The organism is uncultured Lentibacter sp. (assembly GCF_937123735.1).
Lineage (GTDB): Bacteria > Pseudomonadota > Alphaproteobacteria > Rhodobacterales > Rhodobacteraceae > Lentibacter.
In genome coordinates, this window is record NZ_CAKZKL010000035.1 from 13,698 (window position 1) to 36,512 (window position 22,815).

Annotated in this window: 25 protein-coding genes; 20 read left to right on the top strand and 5 right to left on the bottom strand. The window is 60.0% G+C overall.

All coding sequences use genetic code 11. The annotated features are described in order from the left end of the window. Nucleotides 1-28: 28 nt before the first annotated feature. Entirely contained in the window at nt 29-1,324 is a 1,296-nt protein-coding gene (locus Q0478_RS11505; RefSeq protein WP_298679413.1) for a DEAD/DEAH box helicase, read from the bottom strand. Nucleotides 1,325-1,971: 647 nt separating this feature from the next. On the opposite strand from Q0478_RS11505, the gene rplO reads away from it, so the two are divergent. The 18 genes from rplO to Q0478_RS11595 all read left to right on the top strand — a co-directional run bounded on the left by rplO (nt 1,972) and on the right by Q0478_RS11595 (nt 19,869). Continuing rightward, entirely contained in the window at nt 1,972-2,445 is a 474-nt protein-coding gene (rplO, locus tag Q0478_RS11510; RefSeq protein ID WP_298679415.1) for a 50S ribosomal protein L15, read from the top strand. Between the two features lie 110 nt (nt 2,446-2,555). Continuing rightward, a complete protein-coding gene (gene secY, locus Q0478_RS11515; RefSeq protein ID WP_298679417.1) occupies nt 2,556-3,926 on the top strand; it encodes a preprotein translocase subunit SecY in 1,371 nt (456 codons plus the stop codon). Then, nucleotides 3,923-4,498 carry an adenylate kinase gene (locus tag Q0478_RS11520; RefSeq protein ID WP_298679419.1) on the top strand — a complete coding sequence of 192 codons (576 nt, stop codon included), beginning with the start codon at nt 3,923-3,925 and terminating at the stop codon, nt 4,496-4,498. Before secY ends, Q0478_RS11520 begins: the two co-directional genes overlap by 4 nt. 208 nt (nt 4,499-4,706) lie before the next feature. Next, nucleotides 4,707-5,075, top strand: a complete 369-nt coding sequence (gene rpsM, locus Q0478_RS11525) for a 30S ribosomal protein S13 (protein ID WP_298679421.1) — start codon at nt 4,707-4,709, stop codon at nt 5,073-5,075. Nucleotides 5,076-5,090: 15 nt separating this feature from the next. After that, nucleotides 5,091-5,480 carry a 30S ribosomal protein S11 gene (rpsK, locus tag Q0478_RS11530; protein ID WP_298679423.1) on the top strand — a complete coding sequence of 130 codons (390 nt, stop codon included), beginning with the start codon at nt 5,091-5,093 and terminating at the stop codon, nt 5,478-5,480. 112 nt (nt 5,481-5,592) lie between these two features. Next, entirely contained in the window at nt 5,593-6,609 is a 1,017-nt protein-coding gene (locus tag Q0478_RS11535) for a DNA-directed RNA polymerase subunit alpha (RefSeq protein WP_298679425.1), read from the top strand. Nucleotides 6,610-6,744: 135 nt separating this feature from the next. Beyond that, nucleotides 6,745-7,164 (top strand): 50S ribosomal protein L17, encoded by a 420-nt coding sequence (rplQ, locus tag Q0478_RS11540; RefSeq protein WP_298679426.1) that lies wholly within the window; start codon nt 6,745-6,747, stop codon nt 7,162-7,164. A 116-nt stretch (nt 7,165-7,280) separates the two neighbouring features. Next, nucleotides 7,281-8,711, top strand: coding sequence for a trypsin-like peptidase domain-containing protein (locus Q0478_RS11545; RefSeq protein ID WP_298679427.1), 1,431 nt, complete (start codon nt 7,281-7,283; stop codon nt 8,709-8,711). Between the two features lie 3 nt (nt 8,712-8,714). Beyond that, complete coding sequence (locus Q0478_RS11550) at nt 8,715-10,028, top strand: replication-associated recombination protein A (protein ID WP_298679428.1); 1,314 nt, start codon at nt 8,715-8,717, stop codon at nt 10,026-10,028. A gap of 112 nt (nt 10,029-10,140) precedes the next feature. Beyond that, nucleotides 10,141-10,518 carry a fluoride efflux transporter CrcB gene (gene crcB, locus Q0478_RS11555; RefSeq protein WP_298679429.1) on the top strand — a complete coding sequence of 126 codons (378 nt, stop codon included), beginning with the start codon at nt 10,141-10,143 and terminating at the stop codon, nt 10,516-10,518. Further along, a complete protein-coding gene (locus Q0478_RS11560; RefSeq protein WP_298679431.1) occupies nt 10,515-11,558 on the top strand; it encodes an RluA family pseudouridine synthase in 1,044 nt (347 codons plus the stop codon). Before crcB ends, Q0478_RS11560 begins: the two co-directional genes overlap by 4 nt. Further along, a complete protein-coding gene (locus Q0478_RS11565) occupies nt 11,555-12,220 on the top strand; it encodes an HAD-IA family hydrolase (RefSeq protein WP_298679433.1) in 666 nt (221 codons plus the stop codon). The genes Q0478_RS11560 and Q0478_RS11565 overlap by 4 nt, the downstream gene beginning before the upstream one ends. Next, nucleotides 12,217-12,930, top strand: a complete 714-nt coding sequence (locus Q0478_RS11570) for an ATP12 family chaperone protein (RefSeq protein ID WP_298679435.1) — start codon at nt 12,217-12,219, stop codon at nt 12,928-12,930. Before Q0478_RS11565 ends, Q0478_RS11570 begins: the two co-directional genes overlap by 4 nt. Before the next feature lie 203 nt (nt 12,931-13,133). After that, entirely contained in the window at nt 13,134-14,153 is a 1,020-nt protein-coding gene (locus tag Q0478_RS11575) for an amino acid ABC transporter substrate-binding protein (protein WP_298679437.1), read from the top strand. A gap of 134 nt (nt 14,154-14,287) precedes the next feature. Next, complete coding sequence (locus Q0478_RS11580; RefSeq protein ID WP_298679439.1) at nt 14,288-15,508, top strand: ABC transporter permease subunit; 1,221 nt, start codon at nt 14,288-14,290, stop codon at nt 15,506-15,508. A 3-nt stretch (nt 15,509-15,511) separates the two neighbouring features. After that, complete coding sequence (locus Q0478_RS11585; RefSeq protein ID WP_298679441.1) at nt 15,512-16,810, top strand: amino acid ABC transporter permease; 1,299 nt, start codon at nt 15,512-15,514, stop codon at nt 16,808-16,810. A 16-nt stretch (nt 16,811-16,826) separates the two neighbouring features. Continuing rightward, complete coding sequence (locus Q0478_RS11590) at nt 16,827-17,594, top strand: amino acid ABC transporter ATP-binding protein (RefSeq protein WP_298679443.1); 768 nt, start codon at nt 16,827-16,829, stop codon at nt 17,592-17,594. A gap of 130 nt (nt 17,595-17,724) precedes the next feature. Next, nucleotides 17,725-19,869, top strand: coding sequence for a DEAD/DEAH box helicase (locus Q0478_RS11595; protein WP_298679445.1), 2,145 nt, complete (start codon nt 17,725-17,727; stop codon nt 19,867-19,869). 36 nt (nt 19,870-19,905) lie between these two features. Here Q0478_RS11595 and Q0478_RS11600 read toward each other — a convergent pair whose 3' ends face one another. The 3 genes from Q0478_RS11600 to Q0478_RS11610 form a co-directional block, all read right to left on the bottom strand. Then, nucleotides 19,906-20,979, bottom strand: coding sequence for a 5-(carboxyamino)imidazole ribonucleotide synthase (locus Q0478_RS11600; protein WP_298679447.1), 1,074 nt, complete (start codon nt 20,977-20,979; stop codon nt 19,906-19,908). Continuing rightward, nucleotides 20,972-21,457, bottom strand: a complete 486-nt coding sequence (purE, locus tag Q0478_RS11605) for a 5-(carboxyamino)imidazole ribonucleotide mutase (RefSeq protein WP_298679449.1) — start codon at nt 21,455-21,457, stop codon at nt 20,972-20,974. Before purE ends, Q0478_RS11600 begins: the two co-directional genes overlap by 8 nt. A 67-nt stretch (nt 21,458-21,524) precedes the next feature. Continuing rightward, on the bottom strand, nt 21,525-21,749 hold the full coding sequence (locus Q0478_RS11610; RefSeq protein ID WP_298679451.1) for a DUF465 domain-containing protein: 225 nt from the start codon (nt 21,747-21,749) through the stop codon (nt 21,525-21,527). Between the two features lie 176 nt (nt 21,750-21,925). On the opposite strand from Q0478_RS11610, the gene Q0478_RS11615 reads away from it, so the two are divergent. Beyond that, nucleotides 21,926-22,345 (top strand): Hsp20 family protein, encoded by a 420-nt coding sequence (locus Q0478_RS11615; protein ID WP_298679453.1) that lies wholly within the window; start codon nt 21,926-21,928, stop codon nt 22,343-22,345. A gap of 11 nt (nt 22,346-22,356) precedes the next feature. Then, nucleotides 22,357-22,584: a DUF1150 family protein gene (locus Q0478_RS11620; RefSeq protein WP_298679455.1), complete on the top strand. Its 228-nt coding sequence runs from the start codon at nt 22,357-22,359 to the stop codon at nt 22,582-22,584. A gap of 48 nt (nt 22,585-22,632) precedes the next feature. Here Q0478_RS11620 and Q0478_RS11625 read toward each other — a convergent pair. Further along, nucleotides 22,633-22,815: adenylyl-sulfate kinase (locus Q0478_RS11625; RefSeq protein WP_298679457.1), on the bottom strand; the 183-nt coding region annotated here is incomplete at its 5' end.

Below are 22,815 nucleotides of genomic sequence, written 5' to 3' on the forward strand. Positions count from 1 at the left end.
TGCGCAATAAATGCGCACCCTACGGTGTTTAAGCCGCGCTGGAGCTGCGCCGCCGCCGCGAGCGTTGCGGCTTGCCGCCGCCCGCATTCGCCGAGGCACCCTGCGGTTTGCCACGGCCCCCGCCGCCGCCTTTGCCACCACGGCCACGGCCCCCGCCGCCTCCGTTGGGGCGCTTCTGGCCGGCTTTGGTTTTCTCCAGAAGTTCAGCCGCCCAGGCCGCTTTGCCCACAACGGGGATGTCACGGCCAATCAGCTTCTGGATATCCTTGAGCTCGCCCACTTCATCCGGTGAACAATAGGCGATGGCCGCGCCCTCACGGCCCGCACGCGCCGTGCGTCCGATGCGGTGGACATAGTTGTCCGCCACATTGGGCAGCTCGTAGTTATACACATGGCGCACTGCCGGAATATCGATTCCGCGCGCGGCCACATCTGTCGCCACCAAGACTTTGACCTTGCCGTCCTTGAACGCCTTGATCGCGCGTTCGCGCTGGCCCTGGCTTTTGTTGCCGTGGATGCTGTCGGCGGCAAAGCCTGCGGCCTCAAGCTTCTTCTTCAGCTTTTCGCAGCCGTGCTTTGTGCGGCCAAAGACAAGCGCTGCCTCGTCAGGGTGCGCGCCAAGGTGCTCGATGAGCAGCTCGGGTTTGCTGGCTTGCGAGACGAAGTGCACCGATTGCTCGATCCGCTCGATGGGCTTGCCGGGAGGGGCTGTTTCCACGCGGATGGGGTCTGTCAGATAGGCGTTGGCAATTTCGTTCATGCTTTTGGGCATGGTCGCCGAGAAGAGCATGGTCTGGCGCTCTTTGGGCAGCAGCAGAGCGATCTTGCGCAAAGCATGGATAAAGCCCAGATCCAGCATCTGGTCGGCCTCGTCCAGCACAAGGAAGCGGGCCGCATCCAGGCGCACGGCGCGGCGGTCGATCAGATCCAGCAGCCGGCCCGGTGTTGCAACAAGAATATCGGTGCCACGCTCAAGCTTGTTGGCCTGCACATTCAGAGACGCGCCGCCGATCACAAGATTGATCCGGGTATTGGTGCCCTTGGCAAAGCCGAGCATGGCTTCCTGGATTTGCTTGGCCAACTCGCGGGTGGGCGCGAGCACGAGCCCGCGCACCGATTTGGGGGCCGGTTTGCCCTCCATGCGGCCAATGGCGGTGAGGATGGGCAGGGAGAAGGCCGCGGTCTTGCCGGTGCCTGTCTGGGCGAGGCCCAACACATCACGGCCGTTCATGGCGTGCGGGATCGCCTTGGCCTGAATGGGGGTGGGCTCGGTCAGGCCGAGCTCTTTGAGGTTGGTGGAAAGGCGGGCGGGAAGGCCCAGCATGTCAAAATCCAAAGTGGATATCCTTATAGTGTGGTGCGCAAATGCGCGCGCAAAGGGCGCAGACACCCGAAAAACAGGGCCACGCGTTACGCTTGGGTGACGCTCTGGGCCAGACAGCAGCCGAATTGCCACCACCCGCCAAAAGCGTGTGACCCCCCGCGTGAAATGGGAACCGTTGGGAAAGTTTGCACACCGATCAGCGCCATGATGCGCGGCCCGCTCACGCGGCGGGCTCGGCTTGTGCTGAGGGGGATATGAGGGATGGGGGCGGATAAGTCAATGGGGGATGGGGGATGGGAGGTAATGCAGACATTTCGAGTGAAGGCCAACGCCAGCCCAAGGGAGGGGCTGACCCTTCTCGGCAGGTTTGGCGGGGCCAAATCGCCTATCAGGCAAAGGATGGCCGGGCCGCTACGCGGCTGTTGACCGGCCTGACGCGTCAAAGGAGCGTCCCACTTGGGCTCAAACCCGTCCTTCGCCGCGCCGCGCGCGAAAGCCAACTCTGCGAACAGCAACCTTCTCTCTTGATCCGCGCGCGCAACACGCCTATACGCCGCGGGTGGCCAGTCTGGCCGCAGAATCAAAATCAAGAAACGCCGTGTTCGCCCATGTCCGCTTCGGGGGCGCTTCCGGCAAGGAGAAGCGATATGAAACTGCATGAACTGCGCGACAACCCTGGCGCAACAAAACCCCGCAAACGTATTGGCCGTGGTCCCGGCTCCGGCACTGGTAAGACCGGTGGCCGTGGTATCAAAGGTCAGAAGTCACGCTCGGGCGTGGCGATCAAGGGCTTTGAAGGCGGCCAGATGCCGCTCTACCAACGCCTGCCAAAGCGCGGCTTCAACAAGCCCAACCGCAAGTCCTATGCCGTGGTGAACCTGGGCCTGATCCAGAAATTCGTCGACGAGAAGAAGCTGGATGCCAAAGCCGCGATCACCGAGGATGCGCTGGTGGCTTCGGGCCTCGTGCGCCGCAAGCTCGACGGGATCCGCGTTCTGGCCAAGGGCGATGTGACCGCCAAATTGAACATCGAAGTGACCGGCGCCTCCAAATCTGCTGTGGACGCAGTGGAAAAAGCAGGCGGCTCGCTGAAGGTAACAGCTGCGCAAGCCGCAGAATAAGTGGTTGTGAGGCGCGCTGAAGCGCCTTACATATCCTTTACAAGTTTTCCCGAAACGCCGCCTGTGCTTGGAGAGAGCGCAGGCGGCGTTCATGCATAAGAGAGACCCTCATGGTATCTGCCGCAGAACAAATGGCCGCCAACACCAGTTGGGGCGCACTGGCGAAAGCCTCTGATCTTCGTTCCCGCATCCTGTTTACGCTCGGTTTGCTGATTGTCTACCGTTTGGGCACCTTTATCCCGGTGCCCGGCATTGACGGTGCGGCGCTGCGCGAGTTCATGGAGCAGGCCGGGCAGGGCATTGGTGGCATGGTCTCCATGTTTACGGGCGGGGCGTTGGGCCGGATGGGTATTTTTGCCCTCGGCATCATGCCCTATATCTCGGCCAGCATTATCGTGCAGCTTCTCACCTCGATGGTGCCCGCGTTGGAGCAGATCAAGAAAGAGGGCGAGCAGGGCCGCAAAAAGATCAACCAATACACCCGTTACGGCACAGTGGCGCTGGCCACCTTGCAATCTTACGGTCTCGCGGTCAGCATTTATGGCGGCGAGCTGGTGCAGCCTGATCTGCCCTATTGGTTCTTTGTCAGCTCCTGCATGATCACGCTGATTGGCGGGACCATGTTTCTCATGTGGCTCGGTGAGCAGATCACCGCGCGCGGGATCGGAAACGGTATTTCGCTGATCATTTTCGTGGGCATCATTGCCGAGGTGCCCGCCGCTCTGGCGCAGTTCTTCTCGCAGGGGCGCTCGGGGGCCATCAGCCCTGCCGTGATCGTCGGGGTGATCATCATGGTGGTCGCAACGATCATGTTTGTGGTGTTTATGGAGCGCGCCTTGCGCAAGATCCACATTCAATATCCCCGCCGCCAAGTGGGCATGAAAATGTATGATGGCGGCTCAAGCCACTTGCCCGTCAAGGTTAACCCGGCGGGTGTGATCCCGGCGATCTTTGCAAGCTCGCTCTTGCTGTTGCCCACCACGATCAGCACCTTCAGCACTCAGGGCTCAACCGGCCCGGTGATGTCTTGGCTGCTTGCCTTCTTTGGCCCCGGCCAGCCGCTTTATCTGTTGTTCTTTGCGGGGATGATTGTTTTCTTCGCCTATTTTTATACGTTCAACGTTAGCTTCAAGCCCGACGAGGCCGCAGAGAACCTCAAGAACCAGTCAGGCTTTGTCCCCGGGGTGCGTCCGGGCAAGAAAACGGCTGAGTATCTTGAATATGTGGTCAACCGTGTTCTCGTTCTCGGCTCAGCTTACCTTGCGGCAGTTTGTCTCTTTCCGGAGTTTTTGCGTGGCCAATTCACGATTCCCTTCTATTTTGGCGGCACATCGGTTCTGATCGTTGTTTCCGTAACAATGGATACAATCCAGCAAGTGCAGAGCCACTTGCTTGCGCATCAATATGAAGGATTGATTGAGAAATCACAGCTATCTGGCAAGGGTCGGAAACGCAAACGTAAGGGAGCCACACGGCGATGAACATTATTCTTCTTGGACCACCCGGAGCAGGCAAGGGCACACAGGCTGAGATGCTTGTAAACGCGCGCGACATGATCCAGCTTTCCACCGGGGATATGCTGCGCGAAGCCAAGACCTCTGGCACGGCCATGGGGAAGAAGGTTGCCGAAGTCATGGACCGTGGCGAGCTTGTGACCGACGAGATCGTGATTGGCCTGATCCGCGAAAAGCTGGAAGGCGACAAGAAGGGCGGTTTCATCTTTGACGGCTTCCCGCGCACGCTCGCGCAGGCCGATGCGCTGGCCGAGCTTCTGGACGAGCAGGGCGAGACCCTGGATGCGGTGATCGAGATGCAGGTGAATGACGATGTGCTCGTCTCGCGCATTCTCAACCGCGCCGCCGAGGCTGTGGCCGCTGGCGGCACCGCGCGTGCGGATGACAATGAGGAGAGCTTGAAGGTGCGCCTGATGGCTTACTACAAACAGACCTCGCCGCTGATCGGTTATTACCATGCCAAGGGCCAGCTGAGCTCGGTTGATGGCCTTGGCACGATCGACGCTGTGAAGGGCGAAATCGCGGCCGTTTTGGGCTAAGCTTGCGGCGGCGGGTGCGGAGGGGTTGACGCCCCTCTGAAATCCTCCTAACACGCCCTATCTCTGCAAAGAGTTTGATTCTGCTGCGGGTCGCCCCCGAGCGTTTCACATCACCTGAATTCAGCTGCGGCCCGAGCGATTGCTTCGGGCCTACGTTGTGAAAAAAGGGTCTGGAATTACGGACCCGCAACGAAAGGACCAAAGACGTATGGCACGTATCGCCGGCGTAAACATCCCGACCAACAAGCGGGTCCCGATCGCCCTCACATATATCACAGGCATTGGAAACACCTCTGCCAAGGAAATTTGCGAAGCTGTTGGCATTGATGCCAGCCGCCGCATCAACGAGCTTTCCGACGCCGAAGTTCTGGCTGTTCGCGAGCATATTGATGCGAACTACATGGTAGAAGGCGACCTGCGTCGCGAAGTCACCATGAACATCAAGCGCGCCATGGACCTCGGGTCCTATCGTGGCCTGCGTCACCGTCGTAATCTGCCTGTTCGCGGCCAGCGCACGCATACCAATGCGCGCACCCGCAAAGGCCCGGCGAAAGCAATCGCCGGCAAGAAGAAATAAGGGAGGGTTTAATCAATGGCACGCGATACAAAACGCACCAAGCGTAAGGTCTCCAAGAACATCGCCACAGGCGTGGCGCATGTGAATTCTTCGTTCAACAACACCAAGATCCTGATCTCTGATGTTCAGGGCAATGCGATTGCATGGTCGTCTTCGGGCACCATGGGCTTCAAAGGCTCACGCAAATCGACGCCTTACGCGGCGCAGATGGCGGCTGAAGATGCGGGCCGCAAGGCGCAAGAGCACGGCGTGAAAACGCTGGAAGTTGAAGTGCAGGGCCCCGGCTCTGGCCGTGAATCCGCGCTGCGCGCGCTCGCGGCTGTGGGCTTCAACATCACGTCGATCCGTGATGTGACGCCGATTGCGCACAACGGCTGCCGCCCGCCAAAGCGCCGTCGGGTATAAGCTTAAGTCTATCAAGTGGGGCTGTGCGGTCTGCGCAGCCCCAATACGTCATTTTAGCCTCGGGCGCGTGTGTCTTTAGGACATGGGACAACACGCAGGAATGGAGGGACGCATGATCCACAAAAATTGGCAAGAACTGATCAAGCCGACACAGCTTGACGTGAAACCGGGCAATGACCCGGCCCGCCAGGCAACCCTGGTGGCCGAGCCGCTTGAGCGGGGCTTTGGCCTTACGCTGGGCAATGCGCTGCGCCGCATTCTGATGAGCTCTCTGCAAGGTGCGGCCATCACATCTGTTCAGATCGACAACGTTCTGCACGAGTTCTCCAGCGTGGCTGGTGTGCGCGAAGACGTCACCGACATCGTTCTCAACCTCAAAGGCGTGGCTGTGCGCATGGATGTGGAAGGCCCCAAGCGCCTTTCGATCAACGCCAAAGGCCCCGGTGTTGTCACAGCGGGTGACATCTCCGACAGCGCCGGCATTGAGATCCTCAACCGTGACCATGTGATCTGCCACCTCGATGATGGCGCGGATGTTTACATGGAGCTGACGGTCAACACCGGCAAAGGCTATGTTGCAGCCGATAAGAACAAGCCGGAAGACGCGCCCATCGGCCTGATGCCGATTGATGCGATCTTCTCGCCTGTCAAGCGCGTGAGCTACGATGTGCAGCCCACACGCGAAGGCCAGGTTCTGGATTACGACAAGCTCACCATGAAAATCGAGACAGACGGCTCGGTCACACCGGATGACGCCATGGCCTATGCCGCGCGCATCCTGCAAGACCAGCTTTCGATCTTTGTGAACTTTGATGAGCCTGAGGCCGCTGGCCGCCAGGAAGAAGACGACGGTCTCGAGTTCAACCCGCTTCTCCTCAAGAAAGTGGACGAGCTGGAGCTGTCCGTTCGTTCGGCAAACTGCCTGAAGAACGACAATATCGTTTACATCGGCGATCTGATCCAGAAAACCGAAGCCGAAATGCTGCGCACGCCGAACTTCGGCCGCAAGTCGCTGAACGAGATCAAGGAAGTGCTCTCGGGCATGGGCCTGCATCTTGGCATGGACGTTGAAGACTGGCCCCCAGAGAACATCGAAGATCTGGCCAAGAAATTCGAAGACGCCTTTTAAGGCTCCGTAGGGTGCGCATTAAATGCGCACCTTACCCCAACCCCCGGGCCTTCTGCCCCAAGGAGAGCGGCTGACACGCATCGGCCGCCAGACAAAGCAAAATCGCTCGTAGAGAGCACATTTAGGAGAAGAACTATGCGTCACGCACGTGGATACCGCCGCCTCAACCGCACACATGAGCACCGCAAGGCGCTCTGGGCCAACATGGCCGGCTCGCTCATCGAACATGAGCAAATCAAGACAACACTGCCAAAAGCCAAAGAACTGCGCCCGATCGTTGAAAAGCTGATCACACTGGGCAAGCGCGGCGATCTGCACGCCCGCCGCCAAGCCGCGAGCCAGCTCAAGCAAGACGCCTATGTGGCCAAGCTGTTCGAAATTCTCGGGCCACGCTACAAAGACCGCCAGGGCGGCTATGTGCGCATCATGAAAGCGGGCTTCCGTTATGGTGACATGGCTCCGATGGCGATCATCGAATTTGTCGACCGCGATGTCGACGCCAAAGGCGCCGGCGACAAGGCCCGCGTGGCCGCCGAGGAAGCTGCCGAAGAGTGATTTTCTGTCGGCTGACAGATGCAAAGGCCTCGCCCCTCGCGGCGGGGCCTTTTTGCTTGGGCGCTTGCAATTTTGCAGGGGTCTGAGCATATCTAGGCTCTGAAAGGAGCTTGCCGATGCCGCCTCTTCGTATTGCCCATCTGTCCATACGCCTAGCCATACTGCAAGCCACACTGCTTGCCACACTGCTTGCCACACTCGCCGTTCAGCCCGTTTTGGCTGAAACCCGCGTGCCAGAGACACAGGCCGAGATCAGCCTTGGCTTTGCGCCGCTGGTCAAGGCCGCTGCGCCCGCTGTGGTCAATATCTACGTCAAACGCGTGGTGCAGACCCGCGCGAGCCCCTTCCAGGGTGACCCCCTGTTTGAGGATATGTTCCGGGGTTTTGGCGAGCTGCGCCCGCGGGTGCAAAACTCGCTCGGCTCCGGGGTGATCCTCTCGCCAGATGGCTATATTGTCTCGAATTATCATGTGGTTGGCGAGGCCACAGACATCCGCGTGGTGCTCAATGACAGGCGCGAATTTGCCGCCCGCGTGGTGCTGGCGGATGAGCAGAGCGATTTGGCGCTCCTGCGCATCGAGGGGGCGCAGGGCCTGCCCCACCTGAGCCTGCGCGACAGTGACACCCTCGAGGTGGGTGAGCTGGTGCTGGCGATTGGCAACCCGTTTGGCGTCGGCCAGACCGTGAGTTCCGGCATCGTTTCTGGCCTTGCCCGCTCCGGCGGCGCCATGGGCTCGGCCCGCGGTTACTTCATCCAGACAGACGCCCCCATCAACCCCGGCAACTCGGGCGGCGCGCTCATTGACATCAACGGCGATCTGATCGGGGTAAACACCCGTATTGTCAGCCGCTCGGGCGGCTCCAACGGGATCGGCTTCGCCATTCCCGCGCGCCTTGTGGGGGCCTTTCTGGCGCAAGCCGAGGCCGGCAACGCGCGCTTTCTGCGCCCTTGGGCGGGCATCAACGGGCAGCCTGTGGACAGCGATATTGCCGAGAGCATCGGCCTCGGTTTGCCCGGCGGGATCATGGTCAGCGAGCTGCACCGCGAAAGCCCGTTTTTCAAGGCGGGCTTCGCGCCCGGGGATGTGATCCTTTCGATTGACGGGCAGCTTGTGAACACCCCTGCCGAGATGATCTTTCGGATGAGCGTGGCCGGCATCGGCAATACAGCCGAGGTCAGCGTTTTTCACGAAGGAAACATCGCGACCCGCGGGGTGACCCTCACCACCGCGCCGGATGTGCCGGCGCGCAAGGCTTTGGTCACAGGCGACAATACGCCCCTGCCCGGGGTCACATTGCTCAATTTGAACCCGGCCGTGCTGGCCGAGTTCGGCCTGCCGCTTAGCTCTGATGGGGTGGTTGTGGCCGAGACAGGGCCGCTGGGGGCACGGGCCGGTTTGCGCGCCGGCGATGTGATCACCGAGATCAACGGCACGCGGGTCTCTGATACGCGCGCAGCTCAGCGCAAGCTGGCGGCCTCGGGGCGCTGGCTGAGCCTGACGGTGGAACGGGGCGGACAGCTTGTGCAGCTGCGCTTCCGGCTTTGAGCGATGGCCGATCTGTTTGACAGCGCGCCGAACGGCGCCGAGCCCAAGGCCGCACCGCGCCCCCTGGCCGACAAGCTGCGCCCCAAGACGCTGGGTGAGGTGATCGGCCAGCCAAAGGTGCTCGGGCCAGAGGCCCCGCTGACGGTGATGCTGGCGTCTGGCACGCTAAGCTCACTTGTCCTCTGGGGGCCGCCCGGTGTGGGCAAAACCACGATTGCGCGGCTGCTGGCCGATGAGACCGACCTCCATTTTGTGCAGATCAGCGCGATCTTCTCGGGCGTGGCCGACCTTAAGAAAGTGTTTGAAGCGGCCAAGCACCGCCATGCCAACGGGCAGGGCACGCTTCTGTTTGTTGACGAAATTCACCGTTTCAACAAAGCCCAGCAAGACGGGTTCTTGCCCCATATGGAAGACGGAACTATCTTGCTGGTGGGCGCGACAACCGAGAACCCCAGCTTTGAGCTCAACGCTGCTTTGCTCAGCCGTGCGCAGGTTTTGGTGCTAGAGCGGTTGGGGCTGGCCGACCTTGAGTTGCTGGCGCAGCGCGCCGAAAAAGAGCTTGGCCGCGCGCTGCCGCTCGATGGGCACGCGCGCGAGGCGCTTTTGGAGATGGCCGATGGCGACGGGCGCGCTTTGCTCGGCCTCATCGAGCAAGTCAGCGCCTGGAGCGTGACAGATAAAATCGACCGCGAGGCGCTGGCCACACGGCTGATGCGCCGGGCAGCGAAATACGACAAATCGGGCGATGCGCATTACAACCTCATTTCCGCGCTGCACAAATCGGTGCGCGGCTCTGATCCTGACGCCGCGCTCTACTGGTTTGCGCGGATGCTGGAAGGCGGGGAAGACCCGCGTTTTCTCGCCCGCCGCCTTACGCGCATGGCGGTGGAAGACATCGGCCTCGCCGACACCCAGGCGCAGGATGTGTGCCTGCAAAGCTGGCAGACCTACGAGCGCCTCGGCTCCCCCGAAGGCGAGCTGGCGCTGGCGCAGGCGGTGATCTACCTTGCCCTCGCGCCCAAATCCAACGCCGCCTATGTGGCCTATAAGGGCGCGCGCAAAGAGGCCAAACGCACAGGCAGCGAGCCGCCGCCCAAACATATCCTCAACGCGCCCACAGCCCTTATGAAAGAGGAGGGCTACGGCACGGGCTATGCCTATGACCACGATGCCGAAGACGGATTCTCCGGGCAGAACTATTTCCCCGAAGGCATGAAACGCCCCGTGCTCTACCAACCTGTCGAGCGCGGCTTTGAACGTGAGCTTAAAAAACGCGTCGATTGGTTCGCCAGACAACGGCTCAAAAAAACGCCTTGAGGCTTCTTCTGGTCAAAAATACCTTGGGGGTCCGGGGGCAAAGCCCCCGGCGGGTCGCCAGCGTAAGCTGGTGAAACTTGACAAAGCCGCGCGCCCCTGAGACAGACGCGCCATGTTGACATCTCTTCTTCAGGTTGCCCTTGGCGGGGCCATTGGCGCGAGCCTGCGCTATTTGGCGGGCGTGGGGGCTGTGCGTCTCATGGGCCAGAGCTTTCCTTGGGGAACCCTCTTTGTAAATCTGCTGGGCAGCCTTGCGATGGGCGCGCTTGTGGTGCTTCTGGCGCAGAAAGATGCCACGCGGCTTGCGCCGCTTCTTCTGACCGGCCTCCTCGGCGGGTTTACCACGTTTTCGGCCTTTTCGCTTGATGCCGTCACGCTCTATGAGCGCGGACAGATCGGCGCGGCGGCCAGCTATGTTACCGCCTCAGTGGTGCTGTCGATTGCAGCGCTGTTTGCGGGCATGGCCCTTATGAAAGGAGCCCTCCAATGAGCGGCGTTCAACATATCACAGTCGAAGAAGGCGAGGGCGACCAGCGCCTTGATCGTTGGCTCAAGCGGCGCTTTCCGCTGCTCAAGCAAGGGCAGATCGAGAAGATGTGCCGCAAGGGTGACTTGCGGGTTGAAGGCGGGCGGGTCAAGACTTCGACCCGCGTGGAAGAGGGGCAGAACGTGCGTATTCCGCCGCTGCCCGATGCGCCTGCGCCTGACTATGAGAAGGCGGGCAAGGTGAGCGAAGCCGATGCCAAGCTCATCCGCGCCTGTGTGATTTACCGCGACGATCATATGATCGTGCTCAACAAGCCCGCGGGCCTGCCCACGCAGGGTGGCTCCAAGCAGACCCGCCATGTGGACGGGCTCTCTGAGGCGCTCAAGTTTGACTATGATGAAAAGCCCCGCCTCGTGCACCGGCTGGATAAGGACACCTCGGGCCTTCTGGTGCTGGCGCGCACGCGGCTGGCGGCCAAGGCGCTGACCGAGGCGTTTCGCCACCGCGAAACCCGCAAGATCTATTGGGCCGCTGTCGCGGGTGTGCCCAACCCGCGCATGGGGATGATCAAATGGGGCCTCGTGAAAGCGGGCGGCCATGGCGCGAAGGGCGAAGGCGAGAAGATGATTTGCGTGCATCCGCGTGACATCGCCAAGACCGAGGGCGCAAAGCGCGCGCAGACCGACTTCATGGTGATGGAGAATGTCGGTCAGCGCTGTGCCTGGGTGGCGATGGTGCCTGTCACCGGGCGCACCCACCAGCTGCGCGCGCATATGGCCGAGCTGGGCCACCCGATTGTCGGCGATGGCAAATACGGCGGCTCGGGGCAGGAGAACCTTGGCGACGGCTGGGGCGCACAGCTGGGCGGCGAGATCAGCAAGAAGCTGCATCTGCACGCCCGCTATCTGCGCCTGATGCATCCGGAGACCAAGCAAATTATGGAATTCAAGGCCGCGTTGCCGGATCATATGACCAAGACCTGGGCGACCTTCCAATGGGAAGAGAGCGACACATTGTCAGACCCCACCGAAGAGATGTCATGAGAGTTGTGATCTTTGATGTCGATGGCACGCTTGTCGACAGTCAGGAGGATATTTGCGCAGCAATGGGCGCGGCCTTTGCAGGGGTTGGGCAGGATGTGCCGGGCCGCGCGGAGATCTGTGCGATTGTCGGGCTGTCCCTGCCCGAGGCGATGGCGGTCTTGGCGCCCGAGCTGGCCGCGCAGCACGGCGCGCTCGTAGAGGGCTACAAGGCGGCCTATATGCAACTGCGCGCCGAGAAGGGCGCAGCGGAGTCCTCCCCGCTTTATGCGGGCGCTTTGGCCGCGCTTGAGCGGCTGCGTGCGGAAGACGAAACGCTTCTGGCTGTGGCCACGGGCAAGTCGCGCCGCGGGCTCGACAAGCTTTTGGAAGGCCATGGCTTGCAGGGCTATTTTGTCTCCGAGCAGGTGGCTGATCATCACCCGTCAAAGCCGCATCCTGCCATGCTGGAGGCTGTTTTGCACGAGACCGGTCTCTGCGCGGATCAGGCAGTGATGGTGGGGGACACCCGCTTTGACATGGAGATGGCGCGGGCCGCGGGGATTGCCACGATCGGGGTGAGCTGGGGCTATCATGCGCCCGAGAGCCTTGGGGCAGACAGGCTGATCACGCATTTTGATGCGCTGCATGGCGCGGTGAACGAACTTTTGGGAGAGCGGGCATGAGCGAATGGAAACTCAAGCGATTCTGGAAAGAGGTGGCAACACAACCTGAGGCCGGGGGATATGCCGTTGTCCTTGATGGGCGGGCTGTGAAAACGCCTGCCAAAACGGCGCTGGTGTTGCCAAACCAAACCCTTGCTCAAAAGGTGGCGCAAGAGTGGCGCGCCGTGGCTGAGGAGATCGACCCGCGGCAGATGCCCTACACGCGCTCGGCAAATGCGGCGCTGGACAAAGTTGCCCAGCAACATGCCGAGGTGGCCGGATTGATTGCGGCTTATGCCGAGACAGATTTGCTCTGTTATCGCGCCGATTCGCCTCAGGCTCTGGCGCGGCGCCAGGCACAGGCCTGGGACGACAAGTTGCGCTGGGCGCATGAAACTTATGCGCTTGTGCTCAAAGTTTCCACAGGCGTGATGCCCGTTGCACAGGATGCTGCCAGCCTGTCGCGCGCGTTAGAGTTGTGCAAGGCCATGAGCCCTTTTGCACTGACCGCCTTTCATGATCTGGTCAGCCTCTCTGGGTCGTTTGTCTTGGGGCTGCGGGCCGTTGCAGGCGTGGATGCGCCTGAAAACCTCTGGAATACATCAAGAATTGATGAAACCTGGCAAGAAGAACAATGGGGCGTTGACGAGGAAGCGGCCGAGATGGCGGCCTTGAAAAAGTCGCAATTTGCCCATGCCTACGCGTTTTATCACGCCAGTGTCGCAGGTTAGGCTCAGCAGCTTAACGCAAGGGAAATGAAAGAAAATTCGATCACCTGTTAAGGGCTTTTTGCACAGAGCAGTCTTGACCTTTGCGCGCAAATGCGACCAAACTTGGCCGCACTGGAGAGTTCGCTCTCCGAAAAACTCACCTTGGTTTGGGAGAACCGAGATAAACCGTCTGCTTAAAGGCGGACATTCAGGAAGAGGTAATCATGAAAAAAACCGTATTTCTTGGCGCACTGACAGTGGCCGGCCTTGCGGCTGGCGCAGCAGCCGCCGGCACGCTTGACGATGTAAAAGCGCGCGGCAAGCTGAACTGTGGTGTGACCACGGGTCTCGTCGGCTTCGCGGCTCCAGACGCAAACGGCGAATGGAACGGCTTTGACGTCGCGGTATGCCGCGCTGTTGCAGCCGCCGTTCTGGGCGACCCTGCGGCTGTTGAATTTGTGCCAACAACCGGCAAGACACGCTTCACAGCGCTTGCTTCGGGCGAGATCGACATGCTCGCACGCAACACCACATGGACATTCTCACGCGATGTGGACCTCAAGTTCACCTTCGTGGGTGTCAACTACTACGACGGTCAGGGCTTCATGGCTCCAAAGGCTTTGGGTGTGAGCTCAGCCAAGGAACTTGACGGCGCGACGGTTTGTATCCAGACGGGCACAACAACCGAGCTGAACCTCGCGGACTTCTTCCGTGCCAACAACATCAGCTACCAGCCTGTTCCAATTGAAACCAATGCCGAAGCACAGCAGCAGTATCTTGCTGGCGCTTGCGACGTTTTCACAACAGACGCATCTGGCCTTGCCGCGACACGCGCGACATTTGAAGCGCCTGGTGACCATGTTCTGCTGCCAGAGATCGTTTCAAAAGAGCCACTCGGACCGCTTGTGCGCCACGGCGACGACGAGTGGGGCGATGTTGTCCGCTGGACATTGAACGCTCTGATCACAGCTGAAGAGCTTGGCGTGACATCCGCCAACATTGGCGAAATGTCAGCGGCAGCCGGCGGCAACCCAGAAATCAACCGTCTGCTCGGCACCGAAGGCAACCTGGGCGAAATGCTCGGCCTGTCTGCCGATTGGGCGACAAAAGCGATTTCCGCAAGCGGCAACTATGGCGAAATCTTCGAGAAGAACATTGGTGAAAGCACACCAATCGGTCTGGCTCGTGGCCTGAACGCCCAGTGGACAAACGGTGGCCTGATCTACTCACCACCCTTCCGCTAAGATCTGACCGGAGAGGGCGCGGAAACTCCGCGCCCTCTTCTTATCTGCTTCGAACCTAAAACAAGAAACTGGACTCTTCGCGCGCAACGACGTGCTGTATTCCAGAGAGCCAGCCAATAACGGGGACGTCCTTGATGACGACACTTACCGACCCTCCTGCGGGTACGTTTCGGCTTTCCATGTTGCTGAACGACACGCGTTACCGTTCGCTGACATTTCAAGCCATTGCCCTCTTGGTGCTTATTGCTGCAATTGTTTTTCTGGCCAACAACCTGATGACAAACCTGCGCACGGCTGGCCTGAATATTTCTTATGAATTTCTTGGCAGCCCGGCCGGGTATGACATCAACCAGACACTGATCGCCTATGACAGCCAGTCGACCAACATGCGGGCGGCTTGGGTTGGTATTCTCAACACCATGCTGGTGGCTGTTCTGGCCTGTGCGACAGCGACAGTCTTCGGGGTGATTGCCGGTGTGCTGCGGCTTTCCAACAACTGGCTCGTGCGCAAGCTTATGGCGGTTTATGTTGAAATTTTCCGCAACATCCCTGTTCTCATCTGGATCATCATCATTTTCACCATCATGACCGCGGTGATGCCGGGCGCGCGCGACTATTTGGGCGCAGAGCCCAAGACCGAGCTGCTTTTTGGCATGTTTGCCTTCACAAACCGTGGCGTCTATGCGCCAGCGCCCGTCTGGAACGACGGGTCGGGGCTTGTGATTGCGGTCTTCGTGCTCTCGATCATCGGAATTTTCGCCTACCGCCGCTATGCGCGCAATCTGCTGTATGCAACCGGCAAGCTTTTGCCCACCGGTTGGCCCTCTTTGGCGCTGCTTATTGTGCCGGTTGTGCTGGCCTTTTTCATCATGGGGCAGCCGATTGGTCTGGATTCTCCGGATGTTTTGGCCAACCGCTTTAACCTCAAAGGGGGCATCCAGATTGGAGCGCCGCTGATTGCGCTGTGGTTTGCCCTGTCGATCTATACCGGAGCCTTCATTGCCGAAAACGTGCGCGCAGGTATTCAGGCGGTCTCCAAGGGACAAACCGAGGCTGCGGCGGCTCTTGGCCTGCGCTCGGGGCGGATCATGAACCTTGTGGTTTTGCCACAAGCCCTGCGGGTGATCATTCCTCCGCTGATCTCGAATTATCTCAACATCACCAAGAACACCTCGCTGGCCATTGCGGTGGGCTATGCCGATATCACCGCAACGCTGGGGGGCATCACGCTCAACCAGACGGGCCGGGCGATTGAATGTGTGCTGTTGTTGATGCTGTTCTACCTTGTCATTTCGCTGTCTATTTCGGCGCTGATGAATGTTTACAACAACGCCATGAAGCTGAAGGAGCGCTGAGCCATGTCAGACAAACGTGCAGACTCTGTCGCCTTCGTGCGTGACACCTTTATTGCGGAACAGCCCGCGCCCAGTTCGGCCACCGGAGTTGTGAAGTGGCTTCAGGACAATCTCTTTGCCACTTGGGCCAACGGCTTGCTGACGATTGTCTCGCTCTATGTGGTTTATCTTTTGCTGACCGCGACGATGCCCTGGATTTTCAACGGGATCTGGAACACGGAAAGCCTGGCCCAGTGCCGCGAAGTGCTGGATGGCAGCACGGGGGCGTGTTTCTCTGTTTTGAGCGAACGCTGGAACCAGCTTCTGTTCGGGTTCAAATATCCGCCTGACCAATATTGGCGTCCGACACTGGCCTTTGTGCTCATGTTCGCAGCCCTAGCGCCGGTGCTTTTCTTTGATTTGCCCCGCAAGCTTCTGGTGATCACGGCGCTCTTTCCCTTCACGGCCTACTGGCTGATTTGGGGCGGAACGATCCTGACACCGCTTTTTGCGCTGGCGGGCGTTGTTGTGGGCTATTTTGTCTATGCGCGGTTTGTGAAAAACAGTTTCGCCGCCGGATTTTTTGGGGCAATCGTGGCGGCACTGGTTGTTTGGATGCTGGGTGGCCAGATCATCCCGGAAAATGCCAATGACAATGCCCTTCTTGCGGCGGTTCCCAGCCGTGATCTTGGCGGCTTTATGCTCAACATGATGCTCGGGCTGACCTGCGTGTCGCTTTCGGTTCCGATCGGGATCGCTCTGGCGCTTGGGCGCCAGTCCAACCTGCCGCTGATCAAGGTGATCTGCGTGGTCTTCATCGAGTTCATCCGCGGCGTGCCGCTGATCACATTGCTCTTTGTGGCCAACGTAATGCTGGCCTATTTCTTCCCGCCCGGCTCTGGCGTCGACCTCTTCTTGCGGGTGGTGATCATGATCACCATGTTCTCGGCGGCCTATATCGCCGAGGTGATCCGGGGCGGCCTCGCGGCGCTTCCAAAGGGGCAGTATGAAGCGGCTGACAGCCTCGGGCTGGATTATCCGCAAGCCATGCGTCTGATCATCCTGCCGCAAGCGCTCAAGATCTCCATTCCGGGGATCGTGAACGTGGCGGTGGGCCTGTTCAAAGACACCACGCTGGTTTCGGTGATTTCCATGTTCGATCTTGTCGGCATGATCCGCGGCCCGATCCTGGCTTCGACGGAATGGAACGGTGTTTATTGGGAGCTGTTCATGGCGGCCTCCGTTCTCTTCTTTGTCGTATGCTACGGCATTTCACAGTATTCGCAGTGGCTTGAACGCCGTCTTGCGACAGATCATCGTTAAAGGGAGGGCTCAGGCAATGACCGAGACCGCACAAATGAAAGTGTCCGACGAAGTCGCGATCAACATTCAGAACATGAACAAATGGTATGGAGCCTTTCATGTTTTGCGCGATATTGATCTGACGGTCTATCAAGGCGAGCGCATCGTTATTTGCGGGCCCTCTGGGTCGGGCAAATCCACGCTGATCCGCTGTATCAATGCTCTGGAAGAACACCAGCAGGGCAAGATCGAGGTGGATGGCACGCTCCTCTCGTCTGACCTCAAAAATATCGACAAGATCCGCTCGGAAGTGGGCATGTGCTTTCAGCACTTCAACCTCTTCCCGCATCTGACGATCCTGGAGAACTGCACGCTGGCACCGATCTGGGTGCGCAAGACCCCCAAGAAGGAAGCCGAAGAAACGGCCATGCACTTCCTTGAGAAGGTGAAGATTCCTGATCAGGCCAACAAATACCCCGGCCAGCTTTCGGGTGGCCAGCAGCAGCGCGTGGCCATTGCCCGCTCGCTCTGCATGAAGCCAAGGATCATGCTGTTTGACGAACCGACATCGGCGCTTGACCCTGAGATGATCAAGGAAGTGCTCGACACGATGATCGAGCTGGCGGAAGAGGGTATGACCATGCTCTGCGTGACCCATGAGATGGGGTTTGCCCGCCAGGTGGCCAACCGCGTGATCTTTATGGATCAGGGCCAGATCGTGGAGCAGAACGAACCGGAAGAGTTCTTCAACAATCCGAAGTCTGACCGCACGCAGCTCTTCCTGAGCCAAATTCTCGGCCACTAAGCGCTGAGCCAGATACAAGGGGGCTGGAGCAAGGCTTCGGCCCCCTTTTGTATTGCCCCTATACAAAGGCAGCGAAAAGCTTTAGAGGACGGCGCTTGACCAGACCTTTAGCCCAAAGCAGGCCCTTCCTTTGAAAAATGCCCTCTCCCAAGCGCTTCAAACGCGCGGATACGACACGCTTACCCCTGTGCAGCTTGCGGTGACGCAGCCCGAACTGGAGGGCGTTGACATGCTTGTCTCGGCCCAGACGGGCTCGGGAAAAACGGTGGGCTTTGGCCTTGCGATTGCGGGCTCTGTGCTGGGCGAGGCCGAAGCTTTTGGCCCCGCAGCCGCGCCCCTTGCGCTGGTGATTGCCCCCACGCGTGAGCTTGCCCTCCAGGTGAAGCGCGAGTTTGTCTGGCTCTATGGCAACACGGGCGCACAGATCGCCTCGACTGTGGGCGGGATGGACATGCGCGACGAGCGCCGCGCGCTTGACAGGGGGGCACATGTGGTTGTGGCCACACCGGGCCGCTTGCGCGACCATATCATGCGCGGCAGTATTGATCTCTCCGAGCTGAAGGCCGTTGTTCTTGATGAGGCCGATGAGATGCTTGATCTGGGTTTTCGCGAGGATCTTGAGTTTATCCTGTCTGAGGCACCTGAAGAGCGCCAAACCCTGCTCTTTTCGGCCACTGTTCCCACAGCCATCGCCAAGCTGGCCAAGAGCTACCAGAAAGACGCGGTGCGCGTTGAGACGGTGACGGAAGAAAAGCAGCACGCAGACATCACCTATGAGGCGCTCAATGTGGCGCAGCGGGATGCGGAAAACGCGATTATCAATGTGTTGCGCTTTCACGAAGCCCCCAACACCATCATATTTGGCAACACCCGTGCGATTGTGAACCGTCTCACCACGCGGCTGTCCAACCGTGGCTTTGCCGTTGTCGCCCTGTCCGGTGAGCTTAGCCAATCCGAGCGCACCCATGCGTTGCAGGCCATGCGCGATGGGCGCGCCCGGGTGTGTGTGGCCACAGATGTGGCGGCACGCGGGATTGATCTGCCCAAACTGGATTTGGTGATTCACGCTGAGCTGCCCAACAATCACGAGACCCTGTTGCACCGCTCAGGCCGCACGGGGCGGGCAGGGCGCAAGGGCACCTCTGTGCTGATCGTGCCGCCCAAGGCGCGCAAGAAGGCCGAGCGGCTGCTGAGCTGGGCCAAGCTTTCGGCGCAGTGGGCGGAAGCGCCCTCTGCGGACGCGGTGCTTGAGCGCGATGCCGAGCGGATGCTGGCAGATCCGGCCTGGCATGAGCCGATCCCTGAGAGCGAGGCCAGCCGTGTGAGCATGTTGGCGGAGGCGTTCACAGCCGAGCAGCTGGCGGCGGCCTATTTGCGGCTCTATCAAAAGCATCATTCTGCACCCGAGGAACTGTCGTCCTCAGGGGCTTCTGAGCCGCGCGCGCCGCGAGAGCCTTTTGGCCCCAGCGTCTGGTTTGCGCTGGCGGGCGGCGCGAATGCCGGCGCCGAGCCACGCCGCGTTTTGCCGGCTGTCTGCACGGCAGGCGGGCTGAACAAGACCGATATTGGCGCGATCCGCATCGGCGCAGATGAGAGCTATATTGAAATTCGCCAAGCCAGTGTGGCCGGATTTATGAGTGCTCTGGGCGAGGCCATGGCGGTTGAGGGTGCCAAGCTGAGCAAGCTTGAAAAAGCCCCCGACCTTGCCAATTTGCCCAAACCGGCCTTCAAGCCCCGTGAGGGTGGCAAACCACGGTTTGAGAAGGACCGTGGCAAGGGGCCGCGCGGGGACAAACCACGCTATGACAAGCCGCGTGGGGACAAACCGGCCCATGCCGCGCCGAAATCAGATAAGCCGAAATTTGACAAACCCAAGGGCGACAGGCCCCAAAGCGATCGGCCCAAGCGGGATGCTGCTTGGGGTGAAAAGCCGCGGTATGAGAAGTCCAAGGGGGCAGCTCCTGCCAAGCCCAAAAGGCCCGAAGAGTCCCGGCCCAAGGGTGCGGTGATAGAGCCCAAGAAGCCCTCAGCACGCAACAATGCGGCCAACCCCAGCGAGCGTATGGACGCCAAGGGGCGCAAGGGCAAGCCTGGCCGCGCCAGCGCGGGCCCTGAGGATGGCAAGCCGCGTTGGAAAGCGGCAGGCAAGAAAGGCCCAAGCACCGGCATGGCCCCGGCCAAGGGCAAGCCAACCTCAAAGAAAAACAAGGCCCGGGCCGCTGCGGCCAAAGCCACCGCGAAGGGCGGCAACGCCGCACCCAAGCGAAAGGGCTGACAGCGCAGGCTTTTGCCCAAAGCCTTTTCAGCCGGATCAGCTCTTTGCGGTGATCCGGTTGGCGTGGCCCATTTTGCGGCCCGGCTTCACCTCGGCCTTGCCATAGAGATGCAGGGCGACATCAGGGGTTTTGGCCAGCTCCGGCACGCGGCCCATATCGTCACCGATCAGGTTCTCCATCACCACATCGGCGTGGCGTGTGCCATCACCCAGCGGCCAGCCTGCGACCGCGCGGATATGTTGCTCAAACTGATCTACCGCGCAGCCGTTTTGTGTCCAATGTCCCGAATTATGCACCCGTGGGGCGATTTCGTTCACGATCAGCCCCTGTGGGGTCACAAACAGCTCGACCCCCATTACCCCGACATAGTCCAAGGCATTGAGAATGCGCGCGGCCAACAAGACCGCATCTGTGCGCAAGGCGGCGGAAATGCCAGCCGGCACTGTGGTTTTGCGCAAGATCCCCCCTTCGTGGAGGTTCTCGCCCGGGTCAAAACAGGCCACCTCTCCGGAGGGGCTACGGGCCGCGATGATGCTGATTTCACGACTGAAATCAACAAACCCTTCGAGCACCGAGGGGGCCTCTGCCATGGCGCTCCAGGCCGTGGCCACGTCGTCTTGTGTGGCGAGCCGTGCCTGCCCTTTGCCATCATAGCCGAACCTTGTGGTTTTCAGGATCGCCGGGGTGCCAATTGTTGCAAGGGCCGCGCGCAGCTCGGCTTCTGAGCCAACGGGCGCATAGGGGGCGACATTGAGGCCGAGGGAGCTCAAGAATTCTTTTTCAATCAAGCGATCCTGGCTGATGCGCAGCGCTTCCCGAGAGGGATGAATGGGGCGCAGGGCCTCGAGAATATCGAGCGCTGAGGTGGGAATATTTTCGAACTCATAGGTGATCACGTCAACGCTTTGCGCAAATTTGCGCAGGGCGGCCGGGTCGTCATAGCTGGCCTGGAGATGGTAGTTGGCAGTGTGGCTTGCAGGGCAATCTCCGGCCGGCTCAAAGATACAGGTCTTGAAGCCAAGCCGTGCGGCGGCCACTGAGAGCATACGTCCCAGCTGTCCGCCGCCCAGGATTCCGATGGTGCTGCCTTGGGCAAGGGGCTCAGTCATCGGTGGGCTCCTCGGCGATGGAGGCGCTCAGGGCCGCGCGCCATGCGTCCAGCCGGGTGGCGAGAGCGCTGTCTTGCAGAGCCAAAATGCCCACCGCCATAAGTGCGGCATTGGCCGCCCCCGCTGCGCCGATTGCCATTGTGGCCACCGGAAAGCCCTTGGGCATCTGGACAATGGAATAGAGGCTGTCAACGCCAGAGAGCGCTTTTGTCTGCACGGGCACACCGATCACGGGGATGCGTGTTTTGGAGGCCATCATTCCGGGCAGATGCGCAGCGCCGCCAGCGCCGGCGATAATCACATTCAGCCCACGTTGTGCGGCGTCTTTGCCGTAGCTCCAAAGCCTGTCAGGGGTGCGGTGTGCCGAGACGATCCGCGCCTCATAGGCCACACCCAATTCATCCAGAATAAGCGCTGCTTCCTTCATGGTGGCCCAATCAGACTGGCTGCCCATGATGATCCCGATTTTCACGCTCATTTTCTGGCTCCGCTGTGTAGAAAGCGCGCACTATAAGCGCTTTTTGCGGCGGTGCAATGCTGTGTGGTTAGGCGATAATGTCAGGGAGCAACCTGTCTTCGATCTGGGCGATCTTGTCTTTGAGCCGCAGTTTTTGTTTCTTGAGCCGGCGAATGGTGAGCTGGTCGGCGGTGCCCTTCTCGGCCAGGGCCTCGATGGCGGCGTCCAGGTCTCGGTGCTCGCGGCGAAACACCTCAAGTTCGACGCGCAACACATCTTCGTTCTTCATGGCGATGTCGTTTGGGGCGCTCATAGGGTGGGGCTTTCCGGCTGTGATTCCAAGTGGGTTAAGGCCTGCAAGATACTGAAAGATAGGATTTTCGCAAAGCTCTTGCAGAGCTTGGCCTGCTTTCCCATATTATGAGGCAGGTGGCTGCCATAACGGGGCCGCACGCAACACACTGTCGCTTAAGAAAAAGGGCGTGTCTGATGAGCAAGTTAACTTTGGGGTCACACCCCTACCTTTTGGGGTTCGAACAATTGGAGCGCCTGTTGGAGCGCACCGCCAAATCGGGCAACGAAGGCTACCCCCCCTTCAACATCGAGCAGACCTCGTCCAATTCCTACCGGATCACCCTGGCCGTTGCCGGCTTTTCGCAGAGCGATCTTGCGATCACGATTGAAGACAAGCAATTGGTGATCCGCGGACGTCAAGCCGAGGCAGAGGATGAGCGTATCTTCTTGCACCGGGGCATTGCGGCGCGCCAGTTTCAGCGCAGTTTCGTGTTGGCGGATGGGGTCGAGGTGGGCGAAGCCGTGATGGAAAACGGCCTTTTGCACATTGATCTGACCCGCGCGGAACCTGAGCAGGTCGTCCAGACGATCAAGATCAAACCAGCCGGACAATAAGGGAGGTGACGATGAACACACCATTTGATTTCAGTGGCGCAGCCAAGAGGCCGATTGTCTATGTGCGCGAGGTTGCACATAAGGATTTGCCAGAAGACCTGCGCACACAGCTTCCCGAGACCGGCAAATTATATGCGCTGCATGACTCCGCAGGGGAGCGGCTGGCCTTGGTGAAAGACCGCCGCCTTGCTTTTCTGCTCGCGCGTCAGAACGATCTCAGCCCTGTGACCGTTCACTGAAGGGGGCAGGCCATTATTGGCCTGCGCCAGAGCGCAGAAGCGCGCCACTTACCCCGCTGCAATCAAGCCCATGCTCTCAAGCTTGAGCAAGACCTGATGCGCACAGGTGTCGACATCCACATTTTCCGTCTCAACGCGTAGCTCGGGGTTTGCGGGCACGTCGTAGGGGTCTGAGATGCCTGTGAATTCCTTGATTTTGCCTGCGCGGGCGAGCTTGTAGAGGCCTTTGCG